Below are 19104 nucleotides of genomic sequence, written 5' to 3' on the forward strand. Positions count from 1 at the left end.
GGGCCGACAGGCTCAGGGGAACAGCGCCACCCGCTGCCCCACCTGCACATCCAGCTCTTCAGCCAGCCCGGCGCGCAACTCCAGCGTGGCGCGGGCGCGCAGGCAGCTGCTGGCGCGCCAGGGGCGCAGGTGGTCGACCCGCTTGATCACGCGGCCGTCTGCGTCCAGAAACAGCACGTCGATGGCGTAGCGCATGCCCAGCGTGTGCACTGAGTTGCAGGGCGTGATCCACAGCCCCGAGGGGTGGTCGAGGTCGGGCGTGGTCAGCAGCCCCACCAGGCGCTGCCACCAGCGGTTGGCCATCCGGATGCCCACATGCGCGGCCCGGCCGTTGACGTAGAGACCGCGCGTCACAGGCCGGACGCCATGAATTTCATGACGATCGGAAACCCCAGCACGATGAAGGTGCAGGGAAAGATGAACATGATCAGCGGGCCGAGCATCTTCACCGGCGCCTCCATGGCCAGCTTCTCGGCGCGCTGGAAGCGCTCGGTGCGGCGCTGATCGCTCTGCGCCCGCAGCACCGGCCCCAGGCTGGAGCCCATCAACTCGCCCTGCACCAGCGCACTCACCAGGCTCGATACCGGCGCGAAGTCCAGGCGATCGGCCAGATCACGCAGCGCCTCCACCCGCGGCTTGCCGGCGCGCACGTCGCGCAGCACGCGGTTGATCTCCAGCATCAGCGGGCCGGGCTTGGTGCGCTCCACCGCCTTCTGCATGCCCCCGGTGAGGTTCATGCCGGCCTCGATGGAGAGCGTGACGATGTCGAGGAAGAACGGCATCGCCTTGAGGATGGCCAGGTTGCGCGCCTTGGTGTGGTCGTTCAGCCAGATGTCGGGGTACATGAAGCCCAGCGTGGCGGCCAGCAACAGGCCCAGCAAGCTGAGCTCACCCGCAAGCAGCCACACCACCGACGAGGCCACCAGCATGCTGACAAGCTTGCCGGCGAAGAACTGGCGCGGCGTCAGCGCGTATTCCTGCCCGCCCTTGCGCAGCCGGGCCAGCAGCGCGGCTTCACGGGCCGCCGACAGCAGCGGGCCGAAGGTATTGGCGAACACATTGATGACCGGCCAGAGCAGGCGGAAGCCGGGTGGCGGACGGTCGCGGTAAATGGTCTCGGCCTTGCCCAGCTCCTGGTAGAGACGCCAGACGGAGAAGGCGGCCAGCGCCAGCGCGGCGCCCAGCATCAGTGAAATCAGCAGCGGCGTGCTCATATGTCGATGGTCACGATTTTCTTGATGAAGATGCCGCCCAGCAGCAGCATCACGAAGATCACGGCCATCACGCCCCAGCCGTACACGGTGGTGAACAAGGGCGTCATTGCCACCGGGTCCATCGTGTAGAGCGCAGCGGCCAGGAACAGCGGCAGTGCGCCCACCACGATGCCCTGCAGCTTGCCCTGCGAGGTCAGCGCCTTGATCTTGCCTTCCATGGTGGCCTTGGCGCGCAAGGTGGTGGCCAGTCGCTCGAGGATCTCGGACAGGTTGCCGCCCACTTCCTTGGCGATGGTGAGCGCCGAGACGAACAGGTCGATGTCTTCGAGCTTGAGCCGCTCGGACATGCCGCGCAGCGAATCCTCCAGCGCCAGGCCCAGGCGCTGTTCACGCAGCAGCAGCGAAAACTCCTGCGAGATCGGCGCGGGGCTTTCCTTCACCAGCATGTCGAGCGCGCCCTGCAGGCTGGCACCGGCCTTCAGTGAGCCCGCCATCATCGTGAGACCGTCAGGCAGCTGCACGAGGAGCTTGGCGGCGCGCCGGTTGCGCATCACGATCCACATCACGCGTGGAAACACCGCGCCCACCAGGGCCGCCAGCGCGGCCAGCGCCACCGTGCCGGTGACCACCCACACCACCACCGGCAACAGCAGGAACATCGCCACGTTCACGCGGAACAACTGGCGCGGGTCGATGAACAGGAACATGTCTTCCAGCGACAGCTTGGCACTGGAGGTGAAGCTGGTGCGCCACTGCCCGAAGGCCGAGCGCGCCAGCAGCACCACGGCCAGCAAGGCGCCGAGGGCCAGCAGTCCGATCAAGGCAACCTGGGCGTTCATGAGCGCAGTCTCTGCACGTCTTCCGGCGACATGCCGTCGTAGAAGATCTCGGAATCCAGCGAGATGCCGATGCGGGTGAGCTCTTCATAGAACTCCGGCACGAAACCGCGCCCGGTGAAGTAGCCCTTGGTCTTGCCATTGGCGTCCAGGCCGGTCTGCACGAAGGCGAACACCTCCTGCAGCTGGATCTTGCCGCTCTCGACGCCCGTCACTTCCACCGCGCTGGTGATCTTGCGGGTGCCGCAGGCGAATCGGGTCTGCTGCACGATGATGTCGACCGCCGAGGCGATCTGCTCCCGGATGGCCGTCACCGGCAGGTCCATGCCCGCCATCAGCACCATCACCTCCAGACGCGCCAGCATGTCGCGCGGGCTGTTGGCGTGGGCCGTGGTCAGCGAGCCGTCGTGGCCGGTGTTCATGGCCTGCAGCATGTCGAGCGCTTCACCGCCCCGGCACTCGCCCACCACCACGCGGTCCGGCCGCATCCGCAGCGAGTTCTTCACCAGCTCACGGATGCTGATGGCGCCCTTGCCTTCGATGTTGGCGGGCCGCGCTTCCAGCGACACGATGTTCGAATGGTGCAGCTGCAACTCGGCCGCGTCTTCGATGGTCACGATGCGCTCGCCGTCGGGGATGAAGTTCGACAGGATGTTGAGCAGCGTCGTCTTGCCCGAGCCCGTGCCGCCGGAGATCAGCATGTTCTTGCGCTGCTCGACGCAGACGCGCAGGAACTCGATCATCGCCGGGCTGGCCGAGCCGAACTTCTGCAGGTCTTCTGCCCCCAGCTTGCGCTTGGAGAACTTCCGGATCGTGATCGACGGCCCCTTCAGGGCCAGCGGCGGGATGACGGCGTTCACCCGCGAGCCGTCTTTCAGGCGCGCATCGACCATCGGCGAGCTCTCGTCGATGCGGCGACCGATGGGCGCCACGATGCGCTCGATGATGCCCTGCACCGCCCGGTCGCTGGTGAAGTTGACCGGCCAGCGCGAGAGCTTGCCGGCCCGCTCGACAAACACCTCGTCCGAGCGGTTGACCATGATTTCAGTGACCGACGGATCGGCCAGCAGCGGCTCCAGCGGGCCGAGGCCGATGGCTTCGTCGCGCACCTCTTCCAGCAGCCGCACGCGGTCGACCTCGGGCGGCAGATCAGCCGACATGCGGGCGATCTGGTCGCGGATCAGGTTCTCGGTGAGCTCGCGCAGGTCGGCGTCGGCCATGCGGTGCGTGTCGGTGCGGCGCACGTCGAACGCTTCCAGCAACTTCTCGTGCAGCATGCGCCGGTAGCGGAAGGTGTCGTCCTGCACTGGCGCAGGTGCGGGTGCCGCGGCCGGCTGTGCCACCTCAGCGATGGGTGCAGCGGCTGCGGCAGGGCTGGCAGTCTGCGGTGCCACGGTGGGCACGGCGGGTCGATCAGCGCGCGGCACCGGCCGCTGGGGCGGCTGCGCAGGCCGCGCCGAGGCGGTTGCAGCCGTGGCGGATGTGGCCGTGGGTGCCTGCGCAGGGGCAGCAGCCGGCACCAGCGCCACGTCATCGGTGTGGCGCTGCCAGCGCACTTTCAGGCAGTGCGTGCCGATGCGGATCTCGTCGCCATCGGCCAGCGCATGGGCCTGGTGCACGCGGGCCTCGTTCACCAGCGTGCCGAAGGTCGAATCCAGATCACGCACGAAGATGCGGTCGTTCGAGACAAAGACCTCGGCATGGCGGCGGCTCACCCGCCACCCCGGCAGCGACACCTCGCACTCCAGGTCCTTGCCGATGACGCAGCGGTGGCCCTCCACCTGCACCGGCCCCACCGCATTGGCCTGGCCCTGCACTTCGATCGTCAGCATCACGGCTCCTGGGGTTCGTGGGTGATGACCGCCGGGCGATTCAGCCGCTCCGAGGTCATCTCGCCGACGCGGGTCGCGTGCTTGCGCGCGTTCTCCAGGCCCTGGCGATTCAGTGCCGAGTCTGGCGTGCTCACACGCGGCGTGGCGATCACGAACAGCTCGGTCTGCTCGGCCGTGTTTTCGCGGGCCTTGAACAGGTGGCTGATGATGGGCAGGCGCGACAGGCCGGGCACGCCGTCGCTCGACACTTCCGAGCGTTGGCGCAGCAGGCCGGCGATGACCAGCGGCTCGCCCTCCTTCATGGCCACCTGGGTCTGGGTGCGGTTGGTCGAGAAGGCCACGAAGCCGCCGTTCGAATTGCGCGTGTCGGGCTCGGACACTTCGATCAGCAACTGCGAATCGATGTTGCCGTTGCCGTCGGCCAGCGGCTTGAATTCGATGCGCACACCGTACTGCTTGTACTCCACGCCGATCACGCCGTTGCCCTGCGGCACCGGGATCGGAATCTCGCCACCGGCCAGGAAGTTCGCTTCGCCGCCGCTGCGGCAACTCAGGCGCGGCTCGGCCAGCGTCCAGGCATCGCCGTTCTGCTCCAGCATGTTGATCGCCGAGGTGATCTGCGTGGCCAGCCCGAAATAGGTGGCCACCGGGTTGGAGGTGTTCACCGACGGGAAGGTGGCCGATGCCGCCGGGCGCCACGGCGTGTTGCTGTAGCCCAGCGCGCTGGTTGCCAGGGTCGGGCCATTGGCCGACGAGGCCCACTTCACGCCGATCTGGTCGAGTGCCTTCTTCTTCACCTCCACCACGCGCAGGTCGATCTGCACCATGCGGTCGAGCATCAGCGGGTCGGCATCAGCCGGCCGGTCCGGCACGAGGTTCAGCACTTGCGGAAAGCTCTCGCCCAGCCGCTTCAGGCGAACGCCGCTTTCCGAATCGGGATAGCGCCCTTCCATCACCACGCGAGAACCCACCAGACGGGCGGTGATGCCCGGCACTTCACGCATCAGGCTCTGCAGATCCGACAGCACCGTGTTGGCACCCACGCTGTCGATGTTGATCGCGTAGGTCAGCTGCCGGCCGTTTTTCAGCCAGACATGCATGGTGGTCTGGCCGGCGGCCTCGGCCAGCAGCACGATCTGGCGGTCATCCACCACCGTGGCCTTCAGCAAGGCCCCGTTGCCGATGGCGATGCGGGCCACGCTCTGCAGCTCGATGGTCGAGACCTCGCCGACCACCATGCTGCGGGCCGGGCCACGCTCCAGCACCGGGGGCATCGGCGTGGTGGCAGCACGTGGCCGGAACACGGGCGCCGGCTTGGCGGCCGTGCCCGCCGGCTCGATCAAGGCGCTGGCGGCCGCGGTGGTAGGCGCGGTGGTGACAGGTGCATTGCGCGGAGCCGCGACCGGAGGGGCCACCGGCGTCGACGCGACCGTCGGGGCCTTGAGCGACGGGTTGGTAGGTGGGGGGCTCGTCTGCGCCTGGGCCCACAAGGCCACCGGCAACATCCAGAGGGTGGCTGCCACCCCGGTGCGGGCGCTCCGCTTGGTTCGCGCGCGATACAACTGCAAGGTCTTCTCCCTGTTCATGAATCTGTGAGGTCGGCCACCAGGGCCGCCGGGTGCATGGGTGTGTGTTGGGGGGGCTGGCGCGCGTCAGCGCTGGCCAGACAGGGCCGACGTGGCGTTGGCCGTGGCCGCCGTGGTGGCCTTGATGACGTTGGCCGCCTGGGCCGCTGCAGGCCCCGCTGCCGTCGGCGGCAGGCTGGCAAGGCCAGGGCGCGGTGCGGGCACGGTGCTGCCCAGTTTGGCGAGCTGCAGCTCAGCAGCACCGGTGCCGCTGCCACCCACCAGGTATTCCACCGTGCGCTCGGCGGCGGCCACCGCCTTGCGGCCGCCCATCAACGAAGCGGCATTCATCGCCGCCACGCCGTTGGGCTGTGCATCGTCCGGGTGGCGCAACACGGCCGTCAGGCTGCCAGCGCGCTTGGCCTGGATGATGCGGGAGGCCTCTTCCGGCGTCACTTCCAGCGTCACCGTGGCGAAGCCGCGTTCGGCCTCGGTGCCTTCCGCGCGCTTGCTCAAGACCTGGTCGGTGGCCAGCACCTGCACCTGCGACAGCAGCGGCAAGGTGAATTCCGTTTCGTTGCCGTCGCCGGATTTGCCGGAATAGATCAGGTCGATGAAGTCGCCCGGGCGCAGCAGGCCGGACACCGAATTCACCGCGTCCACCTCAAACGTCAGGGCCCGATGTCCCTTCTTCAACGTGCTCGAGAACACGCCGTTGCCCAGGCCTTCGGTGTGCACTGGCAGCAGCACCTCGCCACGCTTGAGCGGCGCCACCAGACGCTGCTTCAGGTAGGTGCCGAACTCGTCCGGATGCACGGCAGTGGCGTGCACGTATTCCTGCGGCATGGGCCGCACGGCCAGCAGCTCTTCGGTCAGGGCTTCGCCACGTTCCAGATCACGCTTGGCCACCACCACATTGACCATGCGCTGGCCGCGTTTCACCTCGTCCTCCAGCTGCGCCATCTTGTCGGTGATGACGGCGTTGCTGAGGTACACGGCGCCACCACCCAGGGTGAGCGCGCCGCCCAGCAACAGCCAGTTGGAGTTGATCTTGAGTTTCGGAAACTGCATGGTGACTCAGGGCAAGGAGATGAAGAAAGAGAAGTTGCGGAAGAACGCCCGCACCATGTCGGCCAGGTGCTGGGCCATCGTGCGGCCACCCACATCGACCATGAACAGCGCGGCCACGAGGGCGGCGCTGACCACCAGGTACTCGATGCTGGCCTGCCCGTGCAGGCGGCCGCGGTGCAGGGAGGCCAGGGAGCGGCGAATCAGGGTCATGGCGGCGGGCTCAGCAGGTTCACGGTCAGGTAGACGGCACGGCCGGACGGGTCACGGCCCGCGACGATGTCGAGCGACTGCGGTGGCTTGTCGAAACTTGCCAGCCAGGTGGTGTCACCGTCCTTCGAGGTGGAGGTGCGGTCGAAGGTCAACTGCCAACCCCGGCGCAGCCACTCGGACCGCCAACGCTGGATGGACACCTCCAGGCTCGCGTTGCTGCTCAGGCTGATGAGCTGGCTGCGGCGCGGGCCGTCGCGTGACTCGGTCACCTGCATCACGCGGGTGTCCGGAAAGCTGGGCAGGAAGGCCGGCACCACCGGCGCGCTGCCGTCCTTGAAGTTGATGATGCTCAGCATGCCGGTGCTGCCACCACCCGGTGTGCGCGACTTGGCCTGCACCATCATCTGGTGGCCATCACGCAGCATCGACACGGTCTGCCAGCCGGCCACTTCCAGGCTGCGCGGCTCACCCAGGCGGCGGTCGTGCCAGGCGCGGCGATAAAACGCCAGCACCTCGTCAACGGTGAGTTCCGACTGGAACTCCTCGATGCGGGTGGGGCGGCCGTTCACCACCGAGTCACCCGCCACCAGCTGCGTGGTGGTGCGCGGCGGCAGGCCCAGCTCGGGCCAGGCGGCGGCCAGCGCCGGCGTGGCCAGGGCGGCGGCAGCAGCGGCGACAGCGCTCAAGGCCAGCGCATGGCCAGAGCGGCGGGGCAGGCTCACCAGCATTTGCCGTTGTCCGCGGCGCCGTCGAGGCGGCCGTTGTAGACCACGTCGGGCTTGATGCAGCCGAGCTGCGGGCCATGGGGCTCGAAGAGACCAATCGCCGCGGCCAGCAGGCCGGACAGCGCCTTGGGAATCTTGGAGGTGGGCACCAGGGTCGAGGCGGCGTCGCGCGTGGCCTTGGAGCCGCTGCTGCCCAGGCCGTCACCCACGGCGGCGGTGGCTGCGGCAATGGTCAGCAGGCCGGGGGTGTCGGTGGACTGGTCGTAGCGGTTCAGCAAAGACACCTCGACCTGGGCGGTGTGGGTGCCGCCATAACTCTTGCCGGCCGTCTTGGTCATGAAGCCCAGCGACTTGGCTACAGTGCCGCTGCCCAGGCTGCCCGAGGCCCAGGTCAACTTCGCATCGGTGTGCTTCTGCAGCAGGGCTTCGCCACTCACGCTTTGCCACATCCAGGGCTGGCCCTCGCCATCCGCCAGCTTGGTGGCGGTGTCGTCGGTCTGCAGGTGGCCATCGGCTTGCAGCTGCTTCCAGCTGGTGAAGTAGCGCGCCCGCATCTGGTCTTCGATCTTGGCGTCGGAGAGCACCTTGCTGTCGGGCTGCATCACGCGCTGGAAGGCGGCGTAACGGCTGGCCTGCGTGGCGGTTTGGTGGATCTCGCCATAGCGGCCGGCATACGCCACCGCGAGGAACAGCGGCAACATCACCAGCAGCGCGATGAGGAATTCGGTGGCCGACTGGCCGGCCTGAGTGGCCCTTGCTGCGCCCGTGCGGACGATCATGTTCGAGTTCATCGTGTGCCCCCCAGCGGCTGCTTGGCCACCTGCTGGATGAAGCGCTCGGCACCTGCGCGGCCAAAGCGTTCAGCCGCGATGGGCTGGCCTTCTTCCAGCGTCTTGAGCTGGGTACGGCCACCGACGTACAGCATCGCTTCCATCAGGCCACCCGCCGGGTGGCGCGTCATCACGGTCACGTTGCGCCACGGGCCGCGGTGCTGGTAGACCGGGCGCGAAGCCAGCAGGCAGACGTCGAGGTCGTCGTCCGCGCTGTCAGCCACCGGCATGCCGGCCTTGCGCATGTCACGGGCCAGCAGATCGGCATTCCAGACACAGTCGCCGTTGCCCGTGGCTTGTCGTTTCAGGCCTTGCAGGTTCAAGGCCGGGGCCGGCTTGGCCGGGCAACCCGGGCCGGCGGTGCCCGCCTTGTAGCCGCGGTCGCCGGCGCTGGGTGCAGCGCCCGAGGCCAGCACCGACGTTGGTGCCGAGTAGCCCACCCACTCGGCCTCACAGCCCTTCTGCTGGCGCACATGGAACTCCCGGTAGACCACCGGTGCGCAGCCCCGTGCGGCATCCGCGCCGACGGTGGACTGGGTCACGTACTCAGCCCAGAACTCACCATCAAACAGGGCCTCACGCTCGAAGGTCACCAGACGAGCCAGCTCGGCCGGCTGCGGCATCGCCGGTCGTTTGGCCTGCGCCGGCTTGTCGCTCATGCAGGCTTCCACCGCCATCTCCAGGCGGTCTTCAAGGGCCTGCGCCGGGCTGTAACCCACCTCCACCACACGCAGCGTGGGTGGGCGCTCAGCCGTGGCAGCATGGCCGGGTGTGGCCAGGCCAGCAGCAAGCAGACCCGCCGTCAAAACGGTCAAAGCGGTGATGTGCATCATTTCTGCCCCCCGGGGGTGTACAGCGCTTCATCCGGGATGATCATGCCCATCGCCATCAGCAGGGCGGCCTTCTGTTTGAGCGTCATGTCAGTCAGGCGAGCCTGCCAGTAGGGGCTGTAGAGCGAGCCATATTCCTTGGCGTTGTCGCTGCGCCAGAGGCTGCTGCCCGTGATGTCGTTCAGCAGGCCGCGCCGGGGACGCTCGAACGACACCCGGGCCCGCGCAATGGCCGTCAGCTGGTTGTCGTTCAGGCGCTGCGGCATCTCGGAGGAGCCAGTGGCGGCCTCGGTCGCCACGCCCATGGCGAGCGATTCGGAGGTCGTCGTGTTGGCCTGCGGGCGGCGCACCACCACCGTGAAATCAAGCCCGAGCGGATCGGTCTTGGGGGCCTTCTTCAGCTTCGGCGCGATGTCGTAGAGCTCGGGCACGCCAGACCAGTTGCTGTGCTTGGTGGCATCCGAGCGGGCCAGGCTTTGCGCGCTGCGGCCCGGGCTCCACTTGGTGCCTGCGGTCGAGCCGTTCTTGTCGGCGTTCGAGCGGCCCCAGCCGATCGGGATGTAGTCTTTGCACATGCCCTTCTTGCAGGGGTGCTTCTCCCAGATTTCCAGCGTGTCCTGGGTTTCCCAGCGCTCGAAGTTGTGGAGTTGCGAGCCGCCGTTTTTCTCGGTGCCGATCAACCCGAAGTTCGCATTCATCCAGCCGCGCCCCGGCCGGCTGGCCGAGAAGTCATCGCGCGAGGCCAGCAGCACATTGGCCGCATCCCCCCGGTCACCCGCCTTGTACTGCGAGGTGAAGTTGGAAAACGCGGTGATGTTCAGGCCCAGCGTCAGGGCCCGCACCGGCACGCTGTTCTCCATCGTCATGCCGGCGTCGGCATGGGTCTTGAAGGCGGCGCGGTTCTGGTTGACGACTCCGATGGCGGCATTTTCGGCCAACGCCCCACCAGCGGCCAGCACCGCCTTGTGGGCCACGGCCGCCGACTCCTTCAACACCTTCAGGGCCGGCAGCACGGCGTTGTTGTCGACATTCACCAGCTGGCCGTGCACCTTCTCGGCCACGCTGGCCGACTGGTGCAGGAACTTGGCCACCGCCGCCACCGGGGGCACGAAGACGCTCAGCACGTCCACCACGTAGCCCATGTTGTCGGCCGTGCGGCGCAGGTATTGCAGCCAGCTCTCCAGGCTGATCATCTGGATCAGGAAGGCCTCGTTGGCCATGATGGAGCGGTTGTTGTAGGCCACCAGGTTCAGCAGGCGGGCCTCCACCGTGGCGCCCGCAATCGCGGCTGCGTCCGCCGCATTCACGGTGCGCTGCTTGCCCACCAGCAGCTGCGAGGTGTTGAACACCGCATACAGCACGGCCGCGCTGGCCGCCATCGTGCCCAGCATCCAGATCAGGGCCTGGCCGTGGCTGCGGGCCTGGCGCGATGGGCGCTGGCCGCGGGGGGTGCGAATCTGCATGCGGGTCTCCTGTCCTGTCGTCCGGGCCTGGCGTCAGCCCGCCTTGCGCTTCACCAGCTCCACCCGGCGGTTGCGGGCGCGGCCGTCTTCGGTGCGGTTGTCAGCCACCGGCACATCGGCGCCATGGCCCACGGCCTGCACGCGCTTCGGGTCACCCAGGCCCTGCGCCACGGCCGCGGCCACGTTCTGGGCGCGCGTCAGCGAGAGCTTCCGGTTGTCAGCGGCCTGGCCAACGTTGTCGGTGTGGCCTTCGATCGACAGCTGCAATTGGCGGTCGGCCTTCAGCAGGGCCACGATTTCACGAATCAGGGGGGCGGCATCGGCCGGCAATTCAGCGCGGCCGGTGGCGAAGTTGATCTGCACCGTGGCGAGGCCGTCCTTGCGGATGCTCTCAGCCAGGGCCGAGGCCGTGACGCTCTGCACCAGGGCGGCTGGCTGGATGATCGTCAGCGAGTACCACTGCGGGCTGTTGATGTAGAGCAGCACGGTGGCGCCGCCTTGGGCCGCCGGTTGCTGGAACACGTGAAAGCCGCCCCGCACATCATTGCCAGACGTGCCATAGCCGCTGTTCAGCTGCACGGCACCAATTTTTTTCAATGCCGTTTGATAGTTCCGGAAGACCGCGAGTTCGCTCGTGGCCTGAGATTCATCGACATATTTCAATACTGAAATATGTCCCTCATATGACACCGAACCCTTTTGGCCTGATATTTTTCCAGCCAGTTCGAAATCGTCAATCTGAACTCGATCAAATGGTTTGTCTTCGCGCTCGGCCAATACAAACCCAGGCATACCCGTGAGCATCGGATGCGGTTTGAGCTCGGCACCTGTTACCAATTGTGAATACACCAATGGCAAAGCCAGCAAAAATGCCTGCAGGCAACGACGCGTCAAACCATTCATGGGTACTTCCTCAGACGGTATTGGCGGCACCCGGTTCAGGGCGCCGCCAATCGATTTCAATTTACTTGGTGCCGGTGCTGTCAGCGAAATTGCTCAGGCCACGGGCGTTGCTGGCATCGGCCTTGGCATCTTGCTCAGCCTTCTTGGAAGCAGCGATGGCCTTCTTGGCATCGCCGTCTTGCCCGGCCAGACCTGCAGCCATGGCGGCGGTCTGGTTGCGGACGGTCTTGCCGAACAGGTTGTAGACGCCGATGGCAGCGATCGAGATCAGCGCCACGATGATGATGTATTCGGTCATGCCTTGGCCACGAGCCGACTGCTTGGATTGCTGGGTCTTGTTCACAATTACACTCCTGTTTGAAACCAATTGTTTCTGCGTTGACTAACTGCACTACACGGCCAGAGCTGGCGCTTGCCGCCTTTGCCGAGCCGGCACCTTATCGACCCATCAAACTATTCCAAGCCCCCAATTTGGGGGGGATCCAGGGTGGTTTCATAGGTAAAACAAGGGCACTTCGCAGTTAGGGGGTTCGTGTTGCTGACGCAAGTCCATAAACTCGCGCCGTCCAAAACCTCCCTAGAGAATTCACGCGCATCCGGCCCGCAGGCTGGGTGGCTCGTGCGTCGACCCCTCCGATGGCAACGCCCAGCCAGATCACGCCCGAAGCGCTTGCTGACGGCACCACCAGTTCATTACTTTTGAACACATTTCGTGCCGTGCGGCTGCCCTTGCTGGGCGCACTGGCAGGCGGGGTGGTGGGGGCATGCACCGGCGGCGGGCTGGGGTGGTCGTGGCTGATGGCGCCTGCAGCCCTGGTGGTGTGGTGCGCGGCGGTGCAGCGCTCAGCCAGCCTGACTGCACGCCATGGCTTGCCCACCCTGACGCTGCTGGCCGGTGTGCTGTGCTGGAGCTGTGCCGCCATGGGCTGGGCCGACGCGGCCATTGCGCCGGAAACCGAGGCGGCCAGCCTCTGGAGCGCCGTGGCCCTGACGCTGGTGGCGCTGCACCACGCGGCCTGCTGTCTGCCGGTGTGGTGGCTCGGCCGCCGGCTCGACCGCGCGGGCCGGGCCACGCCGCTGGTATTTGCGCTGGCCCTGGCCGCTGCCGAAGGGCTGCGCCAATGGGGCTGGGCCGGCCATGGGTATGGCAGCCTGGCGCTGGCGTTTGTGGATGCCCCTGGCGCCGCCGCGTTGCTGAGCCTTGTCGGCCCGAACGGGCTGGTGGCGGCGGTGCTGCTGGCATGCTGCAGCCCTTGGCTGACCACCCCGCGACGCTGGTGGCTGGCGGCCAGCGGACCGCTGGTGCTGGCGCTGGTGTTGTTGCTGACCACGGCCCTGCCCGACGCTGGCGGCGCCCCCATCGACGCGCGCCCGCTGGAGGTGGTGGCGCTGCAATCGAACTTCGACAAGCGCGCCAACTGGGGCCGCCCCCAGCGCGACGAGGCGCTGGCCGCGCTGCAACAGGCGCTGCAAGCCGCGCCGCCCGGCGCGCTGGTGGTGACGGCCGAAACCGTGCTGGCCGAAGCCGCCCCCCGACACGTCATCGGCGTCTGGGAAGACCTGCTGGCCATGCTCGGCCAGCACGGCGTGCGCCTGATGGTCGGACTGCCGCTGGTGCTGGTGCTGGACACCGACGACGGCCCGCAGCTCACCAACGCCGTGCTGCACCTGGGCAGCGGCACACGGGGCGTGTATGCGAAAGAGCGCCTGGTGCCCGTGGGCGAAAACCTGCCACTGGCCGACTGGCTCGGGCCTTTGCAGGTGGCGCTGTTCGGCACCCAGCCCCACCAGCAGGTTCCGGGTGGTGAGGCCTACACCGAGCCGCTGCTGGATGACGGCGTGCCGGTGGGCGTGGCGATCTGCCATGAGCTGTCGCTGACGCTGACCGTGGCCCACCGGGCCGCCCGGGCCGGCTGGCTGCTGAGCCCGGCCGAAGACATGTGGGTGCCGCACGCCGCCTACCGCACCCAGATGCGTGCCATCGCCCGTCTGCGGGCCATGGAAACCGGTCTGCCCGTGGTGCGCGTGGCCAACGCCGGCGACACCTTGCTGGCCCTCCCCTCGGGGCAGGTGCAAGCAGCCAGCGGCGGCAGCGGCCCGCATGTGTTCAAGGTCTGGCCTGCCCTGCAGGCCAGCTTCTACAGCCGCCATGCCGAATGGCTGAGTGCGCTGTCCATGGCCTGGCTGCTGGCGGGCTTCATGTGGGCCATGAAGGCGACCCGCACGGCCGAACCAAGGAAACGCCCATGACCCCCACACTGCCCCGGGCTGCCCGGCCGCCGCGCCAGCGTGGCGTGTCGCTGATCGAATTCACCATCGTGTTTCCGGTGGCGGTGCTGTTCGTGCTGGCCTTGATCCAGACCGGCTTCGTGTTCATGGCGAAGTCGACGCTGAGCCATGCCACCTTCATGGCGGCCCGCGCTGGCGCCATCAACAACGCCCGGGACAGCGTGATCAAGGAGGCCATGATCCGCGGCCTCAGCCCGTTCTACCAGAACGCCACCCACACCGATGACAGCACGCGCCTGGCCCTGGCCTACGCCGAGGCCAAGCTCGATGCGGTGCTGTTCCTGAAGATCCAGAAACTGTCGCCGTCGGCCGCCGCGTTCAAGGACTTCGGCGTGAAGGACCCCGCGACCAAGGTGGTGGCCATCCCGAACGACAACCTCGAATGGCGCAGCAACGTGCTGGGGTCGACCTCGAAGGTCAACATCCGCGACGCCAACCTGCTGCGTATCCGCACGGTGTACGCCTACGAGCTGAAGGTGCCGCTGATGGCCTGGGTGGTGTCGCGCGTGATGTGCGGCGGCAGTGCGGGCGTTGAGGCCTGGGGCAATGTCTCTCTCATCGACTCGGTCTACGGCCTCAAGAAGCCCGTCGACTGCGCGCTGTACTACCAGCAGGGGCGCATGCCCATCGAAAGCGTGGCCACGATCGAAATGCAATCGGCCGCCATCCAGAACTGAAATTCCCGAAACCCAACCTGACCCGCCTTGACCATGACGTCTGTTCACGCCCGATCCCTTCTGCTGCCCGCGCTGTGCGGCGCCTTGTTCACGCTGGCTGGTTGCGGCGGCGGTGGCAATGAGCTCGGCCCGGCCGACAGCCTGCAGGCCTCGCCCGAAGCCTTCACCGTGAACGGCGGCCCCTCGTGCTTCCGCGGCACCGGCCCGACGGTGCATGTTTACGGCGGCCTGCCCCCGTACACCCTGAAGAACTCGCTGCCGTCGGGCATGTCGCTCAACAAGACCACGCTGAACGCGGCGGGCGAAGGCTTCACCGTCACGCTGAGTGGCACCTGCATCCAGTCGCTGCCCATCACCATCGAAGACGACATGGGCCGGGTGATGCAGGTGCTGGTGACCAACGAGCACGATTGATCGCGCCATGCGTTGGTCGCCAATCACCGGCGCCTGGTTGATGGCGCTGTCGGGCAGTGCGCTGGCCGCCCCGACCATCGAGGTGGCCGGACTGGCCAGCCCGCCCCACAGCTGCCGCCAAGGGCAGGTCGAGATTCTGTTTGGCGGCGGCGCAGTCAGCACAACGGCCTGCGCGCAAACGGCCGGCATGCGCACGCCCATGCCCACGCCGGTTGCCCCCAGCGCCACACCACGCGGGGGCGGCAGTGGTGCCATTACCCGCGGGCCCGACACCACCATTTCTCCCCAGGCCCAGGCCCAACGCGATACCGACCGTCAGGGCATTCTTCAGGCCGAACTGCGGCGTGAGCAACTGGCCCTGGCCGCCATCGACCGCCAACCAGCCAGCCTCAACGCAGGCCCCCGCGACGATGCGGCGCGCGCGCGGGTGGTGGCGAACATCGCGGCACTTCAGCGAGAAATGCAGCGCGACCTGCCACGCTGAACGCAGGCATCAAGCCCTGCCGCCAGCGTCACACCTGGTCACGCGCCGTCACACTTTTTTGCCCCTCCAGGCTCAAGCATGGAGATCCAGCGGCACGCCCGGCCGCAAACCGAGGCGCGAGGCCAGGCCGCGGCGCAGCGTGAGGGCCGAGCTGGCCTTGCGGCAGATCACCACTTCCCAGGGCCGCACCTTGGCGCACACCTTGATGACCGTGCCGTCTTCACCGAGGAAGGCGATGTCGACGCTGCGGTGCAGGTTGACCACCGAGTGACAGCGCCTCAGCCAGGTACCGCAGGCGCCGGGTTGGGCGTCCTTGCCCTGGAATGCCAGCGCATGGCCGAGCCAGCCTCGGCGATGCGCGACCTCACGGCGGGTGGGTTGTCCATCGATGCGCAAGGGGATCAGGGAGTGGCGGTGGCGGGTCATGCGGTCACTGTAGGGAAGGATCCTTGTCTGCTTGCAGCGGCTTGGTGAACGGATGTAAATCTGCCGGGTGACAATTCCGCCATGTCGACCTTGTCTGCCCCTCGCCAACGCCTCGCGCTGTACCTTGACCTGATCCGCTGGAACCGCCCGGCCGGCTGGCTGTTGCTGCTGTGGCCGTCACTGACGGCCTTGTGGATCGCGGCCGATGGCTTTCCGGGCTGGCATCTGGTGAGCGTGTTCACGCTGGGCACCATCCTCATGCGCTCGGCCGGCTGCTGCGTGAATGACGTGGCCGACCGCGAGTTCGACCGCCACGTGAAGCGGACCGCCCAGCGCCCGGTCACCAGCGGTGCACTGGGCGTGAAAGAAGCGCTGACGGTAGGCGCCGTGCTGGCCGTGCTGGCCTTTGGCCTGGTGCTCACCACCAACCCGCCCACCATCCTGCTGTCGTTCGCCGCGCTGGCGGTGGCGGTGGTGTACCCGTATGCCAAGCGGCTGGTGTCGATGCCGCAGGCGGTGCTGGGGGTGGCGTTCAGCTTCGGCATTCCGATGGCCTTCAGTGCCGTGCAGGGCGGGCGTGAAGCCAGCCTCGCCGCCGTGGGCGCCGCGGTGCCGCTGACCGCCTGGGCGCTGCTGGTGGCCAACCTGTTCTGGGTGCTGGCCTACGACACCGAATACGCGATGGTCGACCGCGACGACGACCTGAAGATCGGCATCAAGACCTCGGCCATCACGCTGGGCCGCTTTGATGTGGCCGCCATCATGGCCTTCTACGCCACCTACCTGGCGGCCTGGGGCTGGCTGAGCAGCCGCCTGGGCACGCCGCACGGCTGGCTGCTGGCCGGGCTGGCGGGCGCAGGTGCGCAGGCCGCCTGGCACTACACGCTGATCCGCCAGCGCAGCCGCGACGGCTGCTTCAAGGCCTTCCGGCTGAACCACTGGGTGGGTTTTGCCGTGTTCGCAGGCACGGTGCTGGCGTACCTGCGCTGAAGGCCGTCGGGGCCTCAAGGGCTTCAGGCGCCGCCGAACTCCCGGCCCAGCTCCTGCGCCCGCGTGGCCGCGGCGTGCAGCGCCTTCACGAACGCCGGCTTCACGCCTTCAGCCTCCATCGTGGTGATGGCGGCGTGCGTGGTGCCGCCCTTCGAGGTGACGCGCTGGCGCAGCACCTCGGGCGATTCATCCGACTGGCCGCACAGCGCGGCCGCGCCTGAGAACGTGCCCACCGCCAGGCGGCGCGCCTGCTCGGCGCTCAGACCCAGCGCGGTGCCGGCTTCGATCATCGCCTCGACGAAGTAGAAGACATACGCCGGGCCTGAGCCCGACAGCGCCGTCACCGCGTCAAGGTGCGCTTCTTCATTCACCCACAGCGTGGTGCCGGTGGGCGCGAGCAAGGCTTCCACGCGCTGGCGCTCGTCCGCCGACACCGCCGCCGAGGCGAACAGGCCCGTCATGCCCTGCCCGATGAGCGCGGGCGTGTTGGGCATGGTGCGCACGATGCGCTGGCTGCCCGTGGCCGCCGCAATGGCCGCACTTGGAATGCCGGCCATGACTGACAGCTGCAAGGCCTGGCCCACGAACTGCCGGCACGGCAGGGCCGCTTCCTGGAACATCTGCGGCTTGACGGCCCACACCACCACGCCGGCACTCAACAGTTCCGGACCGGCGGCCGCCAGCACCGTGATGCCGAAGCGCTCGCGCAGACGCTGCGCCTGCTCGGCGAAGGGCTCGACCACGGTGATCGACGTTGCCGGCTGGCCGGCCGACAGCAAGCCGCCGATGACAGCGCTGGCCATGTTGCCGCCACCGATGAAGGCCACGCCAGACGCGCGGTCAGGGGAAGGATTTGCAGTGTTCATGCCCGGAGTTTAGGGGGTCATGCAAAGAGGCAATGACGGCATTGGACTGGGGTTATGCAAATCTTGCATGTGCCTCCGTGACAAATTCGGCCTGCCCGGATCTAGAGTCCGCACCCATGCAGACAACGCCGGCTCACGAGGCTTGGCCGGGGCTGCTTGAACCCTTAGGAGACACACATGAACGCACCTTTGTCCTTTGTCCACCCCACCGCTGACAGCCCCTGGGGCACCTACCTGATGCAGGTGGACCGCGTGGCCCCGTACCTCGGCCACCTCGCCCGCTGGATCGACACCCTCAAGCGCCCGAAGCGCGCGCTGATCGTCGACATCCCCATCGAGCTGGACGACGGCACCGTGGCCCACTTCGAGGGCTACCGCGTGCAGCACAACATGTCGCGCGGCCCGGGCAAGGGTGGCGTGCGTTACCACCCCGACGTGACGCTGGAAGAAGTGATGGCCCTGTCGGCCTGGATGAGCGTGAAGAACGCCGCGGTGAACCTGCCGTACGGCGGCGCCAAGGGCGGTATCCGGGTTGATCCGAAGAAGCTGTCGCACAAGGAGCTGGAGCGCATGACGCGCCGCTACACCAGCGAGATCGGCATCATCATCGGCCCGCAGCAAGACATTCCGGCACCGGACGTGAACACCAACCCGCAGATCATGGCGTGGATGATGGACACGTACTCGATGAACACCGGCACCACCGCCACCGGCGTGGTCACCGGCAAGCCGATCCACCTCGGTGGCTCGCTGGGCCGCGTCAAGGCCACCGGCCGCGGCGTGTTCGTCACCGGCCGTGAAGCCGCCCGCCGCATCAACCTGGAACTGAACGGCGCCCGCGTCGCGGTGCAGGGTTTTGGCAACGTGGGCTCGGCTGCGGCAGAGCTGTTCGTGCAGGCCGGCTCGAAGATCGTGGCAGCGCAAGACCACACCGGCACCATCTACAACGACAAGGGCCTGGACCTGGCTGAACTCATCCCGCACGTGAAGGCCACGGGCGGTGTGGGCGGCTTCAAGGGCGCCGACGTGATGAAGTCGGAAGAGTTCTGGGACGTCAACTGCGACATCCTGATCCCGGCTGCCCTGGAAGGCCAGATCACCGCTGACCGCGCGAACCGCGTGAAGGCCAAGCTGGTGCTGGAAGGCGCCAACGGCCCGACCGTGCCGAGCGCCGACGACATACTCGCCGAGCGTGGCGTTCTGGTGGTGCCCGACGTGATCTGCAACGCCGGTGGCGTGACGGTCTCGTACTTCGAATGGGTGCAGGACTTCTCCAGCTTCTTCTGGACCGAAGACGAGATCAATGTCCGCCTGGACAAGATCATGGTCGGCGCCCTGAAGCGCATCTGGGAAGTGGCAGACCAGCACCGCATCACCCTGCGCACCGCCACCTTCGCCGTGGCCTGCGAGCGCATCCTGACGGCGCGTGAAGAGCGCGGTCTGTACCCTTGAGGTGACACCACCTCGTTGCTTGAAGCC

Annotated in this window: 21 protein-coding genes; 6 read left to right on the forward strand and 15 right to left on the reverse strand. The window is 67.4% G+C overall.

All coding sequences use genetic code 11. From position 1 onward, the window contains the following. Positions 1–12 precede the first annotated feature (12 nt). From AACH00_RS09520 to AACH00_RS09580, 13 genes are all read right to left on the reverse strand, one after another. The gene (locus tag AACH00_RS09520; protein ID WP_341398881.1) at positions 13–354 is read right to left on the reverse strand and encodes a DUF192 domain-containing protein; all 342 of its coding nucleotides are present in this window, start codon (positions 352–354) and stop codon (positions 13–15) included. Next, positions 351–1214: a type II secretion system F family protein gene (locus AACH00_RS09525; protein ID WP_341398882.1), complete on the reverse strand. Its 864-nt coding sequence runs from the start codon at positions 1212–1214 to the stop codon at positions 351–353. The genes AACH00_RS09520 and AACH00_RS09525 overlap by 4 nt, the downstream gene beginning before the upstream one ends. After that, the gene (locus tag AACH00_RS09530) at positions 1211–2053 is read right to left on the reverse strand and encodes a type II secretion system F family protein (protein ID WP_341398883.1); all 843 of its coding nucleotides are present in this window, start codon (positions 2051–2053) and stop codon (positions 1211–1213) included. Before AACH00_RS09530 ends, AACH00_RS09525 begins: the two co-directional genes overlap by 4 nt. Further along, entirely contained in the window at positions 2050–3882 is a 1833-nt protein-coding gene (locus AACH00_RS09535) for a TadA family conjugal transfer-associated ATPase (RefSeq protein WP_341398884.1), read from the reverse strand. The genes AACH00_RS09530 and AACH00_RS09535 overlap by 4 nt, the downstream gene beginning before the upstream one ends. Next, on the reverse strand, positions 3882–5405 hold the full coding sequence (locus tag AACH00_RS09540; RefSeq protein WP_341398885.1) for a type II and III secretion system protein family protein: 1524 nt from the start codon (positions 5403–5405) through the stop codon (positions 3882–3884). The genes AACH00_RS09535 and AACH00_RS09540 overlap by 1 nt, the downstream gene beginning before the upstream one ends. A 129-nt stretch (positions 5406–5534) precedes the next feature. Continuing rightward, complete coding sequence (cpaB, locus tag AACH00_RS09545) at positions 5535–6518, reverse strand: Flp pilus assembly protein CpaB (protein ID WP_341398886.1); 984 nt, start codon at positions 6516–6518, stop codon at positions 5535–5537. Between the two features lie 6 nt (positions 6519–6524). After that, positions 6525–6728, reverse strand: a complete 204-nt coding sequence (locus AACH00_RS09550) for a hypothetical protein (RefSeq protein ID WP_341398887.1) — start codon at positions 6726–6728, stop codon at positions 6525–6527. Continuing rightward, entirely contained in the window at positions 6725–7450 is a 726-nt protein-coding gene (locus AACH00_RS09555; RefSeq protein WP_341398888.1) for a hypothetical protein, read from the reverse strand. Before AACH00_RS09555 ends, AACH00_RS09550 begins: the two co-directional genes overlap by 4 nt. Then, positions 7447–8244, reverse strand: a complete 798-nt coding sequence (locus AACH00_RS09560; protein WP_341398889.1) for a TadE family protein — start codon at positions 8242–8244, stop codon at positions 7447–7449. The genes AACH00_RS09555 and AACH00_RS09560 overlap by 4 nt, the downstream gene beginning before the upstream one ends. Then, the gene (locus AACH00_RS09565; RefSeq protein ID WP_341398890.1) at positions 8241–9116 is read right to left on the reverse strand and encodes a hypothetical protein; all 876 of its coding nucleotides are present in this window, start codon (positions 9114–9116) and stop codon (positions 8241–8243) included. Before AACH00_RS09565 ends, AACH00_RS09560 begins: the two co-directional genes overlap by 4 nt. Further along, on the reverse strand, positions 9113–10576 hold the full coding sequence (locus AACH00_RS09570; protein ID WP_341398891.1) for a pilus assembly protein TadG-related protein: 1464 nt from the start codon (positions 10574–10576) through the stop codon (positions 9113–9115). The genes AACH00_RS09565 and AACH00_RS09570 overlap by 4 nt, the downstream gene beginning before the upstream one ends. A 33-nt stretch (positions 10577–10609) precedes the next feature. After that, positions 10610–11155 carry an OmpA family protein gene (locus tag AACH00_RS09575; protein WP_341398892.1) on the reverse strand — a complete coding sequence of 182 codons (546 nt, stop codon included), beginning with the start codon at positions 11153–11155 and terminating at the stop codon, positions 10610–10612. Between the two features lie 385 nt (positions 11156–11540). Further along, positions 11541–11777, reverse strand: a complete 237-nt coding sequence (locus tag AACH00_RS09580) for a pilus assembly protein (protein ID WP_341399185.1) — start codon at positions 11775–11777, stop codon at positions 11541–11543. A gap of 338 nt (positions 11778–12115) precedes the next feature. Here AACH00_RS09580 and lnt point away from each other — a divergent pair, with 338 nt between their 5' ends. Genes lnt through AACH00_RS09600 form a run of 4 tightly spaced genes read left to right on the forward strand, consistent with a single transcriptional unit; the run spans position 12116 to position 15343 of the window. Then, positions 12116–13729 carry an apolipoprotein N-acyltransferase gene (gene lnt, locus AACH00_RS09585; RefSeq protein ID WP_341398893.1) on the forward strand — a complete coding sequence of 538 codons (1614 nt, stop codon included), beginning with the start codon at positions 12116–12118 and terminating at the stop codon, positions 13727–13729. Further along, positions 13726–14445, forward strand: coding sequence for a TadE/TadG family type IV pilus assembly protein (locus AACH00_RS09590; protein WP_341398894.1), 720 nt, complete (start codon positions 13726–13728; stop codon positions 14443–14445). The genes lnt and AACH00_RS09590 overlap by 4 nt, the downstream gene beginning before the upstream one ends. A 33-nt stretch (positions 14446–14478) precedes the next feature. Continuing rightward, positions 14479–14859, forward strand: coding sequence for a hypothetical protein (locus AACH00_RS09595; protein WP_341398895.1), 381 nt, complete (start codon positions 14479–14481; stop codon positions 14857–14859). Between the two features lie 7 nt (positions 14860–14866). Next, on the forward strand, positions 14867–15343 hold the full coding sequence (locus AACH00_RS09600) for a hypothetical protein (protein ID WP_341398896.1): 477 nt from the start codon (positions 14867–14869) through the stop codon (positions 15341–15343). A 72-nt stretch (positions 15344–15415) separates the two neighbouring features. On the opposite strand, the gene AACH00_RS09605 is transcribed toward AACH00_RS09600, so the two are convergent. Beyond that, positions 15416–15769, reverse strand: coding sequence for a DUF192 domain-containing protein (locus AACH00_RS09605; RefSeq protein WP_341398897.1), 354 nt, complete (start codon positions 15767–15769; stop codon positions 15416–15418). Positions 15770–15850: 81 nt separating this feature from the next. Between AACH00_RS09605 and ubiA the strand changes: the two genes are divergently transcribed. Further along, positions 15851–16759 (forward strand): 4-hydroxybenzoate octaprenyltransferase, encoded by a 909-nt coding sequence (gene ubiA / locus AACH00_RS09610; protein WP_341398898.1) that lies wholly within the window; start codon positions 15851–15853, stop codon positions 16757–16759. A gap of 23 nt (positions 16760–16782) precedes the next feature. On the opposite strand, the gene proC is transcribed toward ubiA, so the two are convergent. Continuing rightward, positions 16783–17625 (reverse strand): pyrroline-5-carboxylate reductase, encoded by an 843-nt coding sequence (gene proC / locus AACH00_RS09615; RefSeq protein WP_341398899.1) that lies wholly within the window; start codon positions 17623–17625, stop codon positions 16783–16785. Between the two features lie 177 nt (positions 17626–17802). On the opposite strand from proC, the gene AACH00_RS09620 reads away from it, so the two are divergent. Beyond that, entirely contained in the window at positions 17803–19077 is a 1275-nt protein-coding gene (locus AACH00_RS09620; RefSeq protein ID WP_341398900.1) for a Glu/Leu/Phe/Val family dehydrogenase, read from the forward strand. Positions 19078–19104 lie beyond the last annotated feature (27 nt).

Origin of the sequence: Ideonella margarita (genome assembly GCF_038066635.1) — a bacterium.
GTDB classification, from domain to species: domain Bacteria; phylum Pseudomonadota; class Gammaproteobacteria; order Burkholderiales; family Burkholderiaceae_C; genus Ideonella; species Ideonella margarita.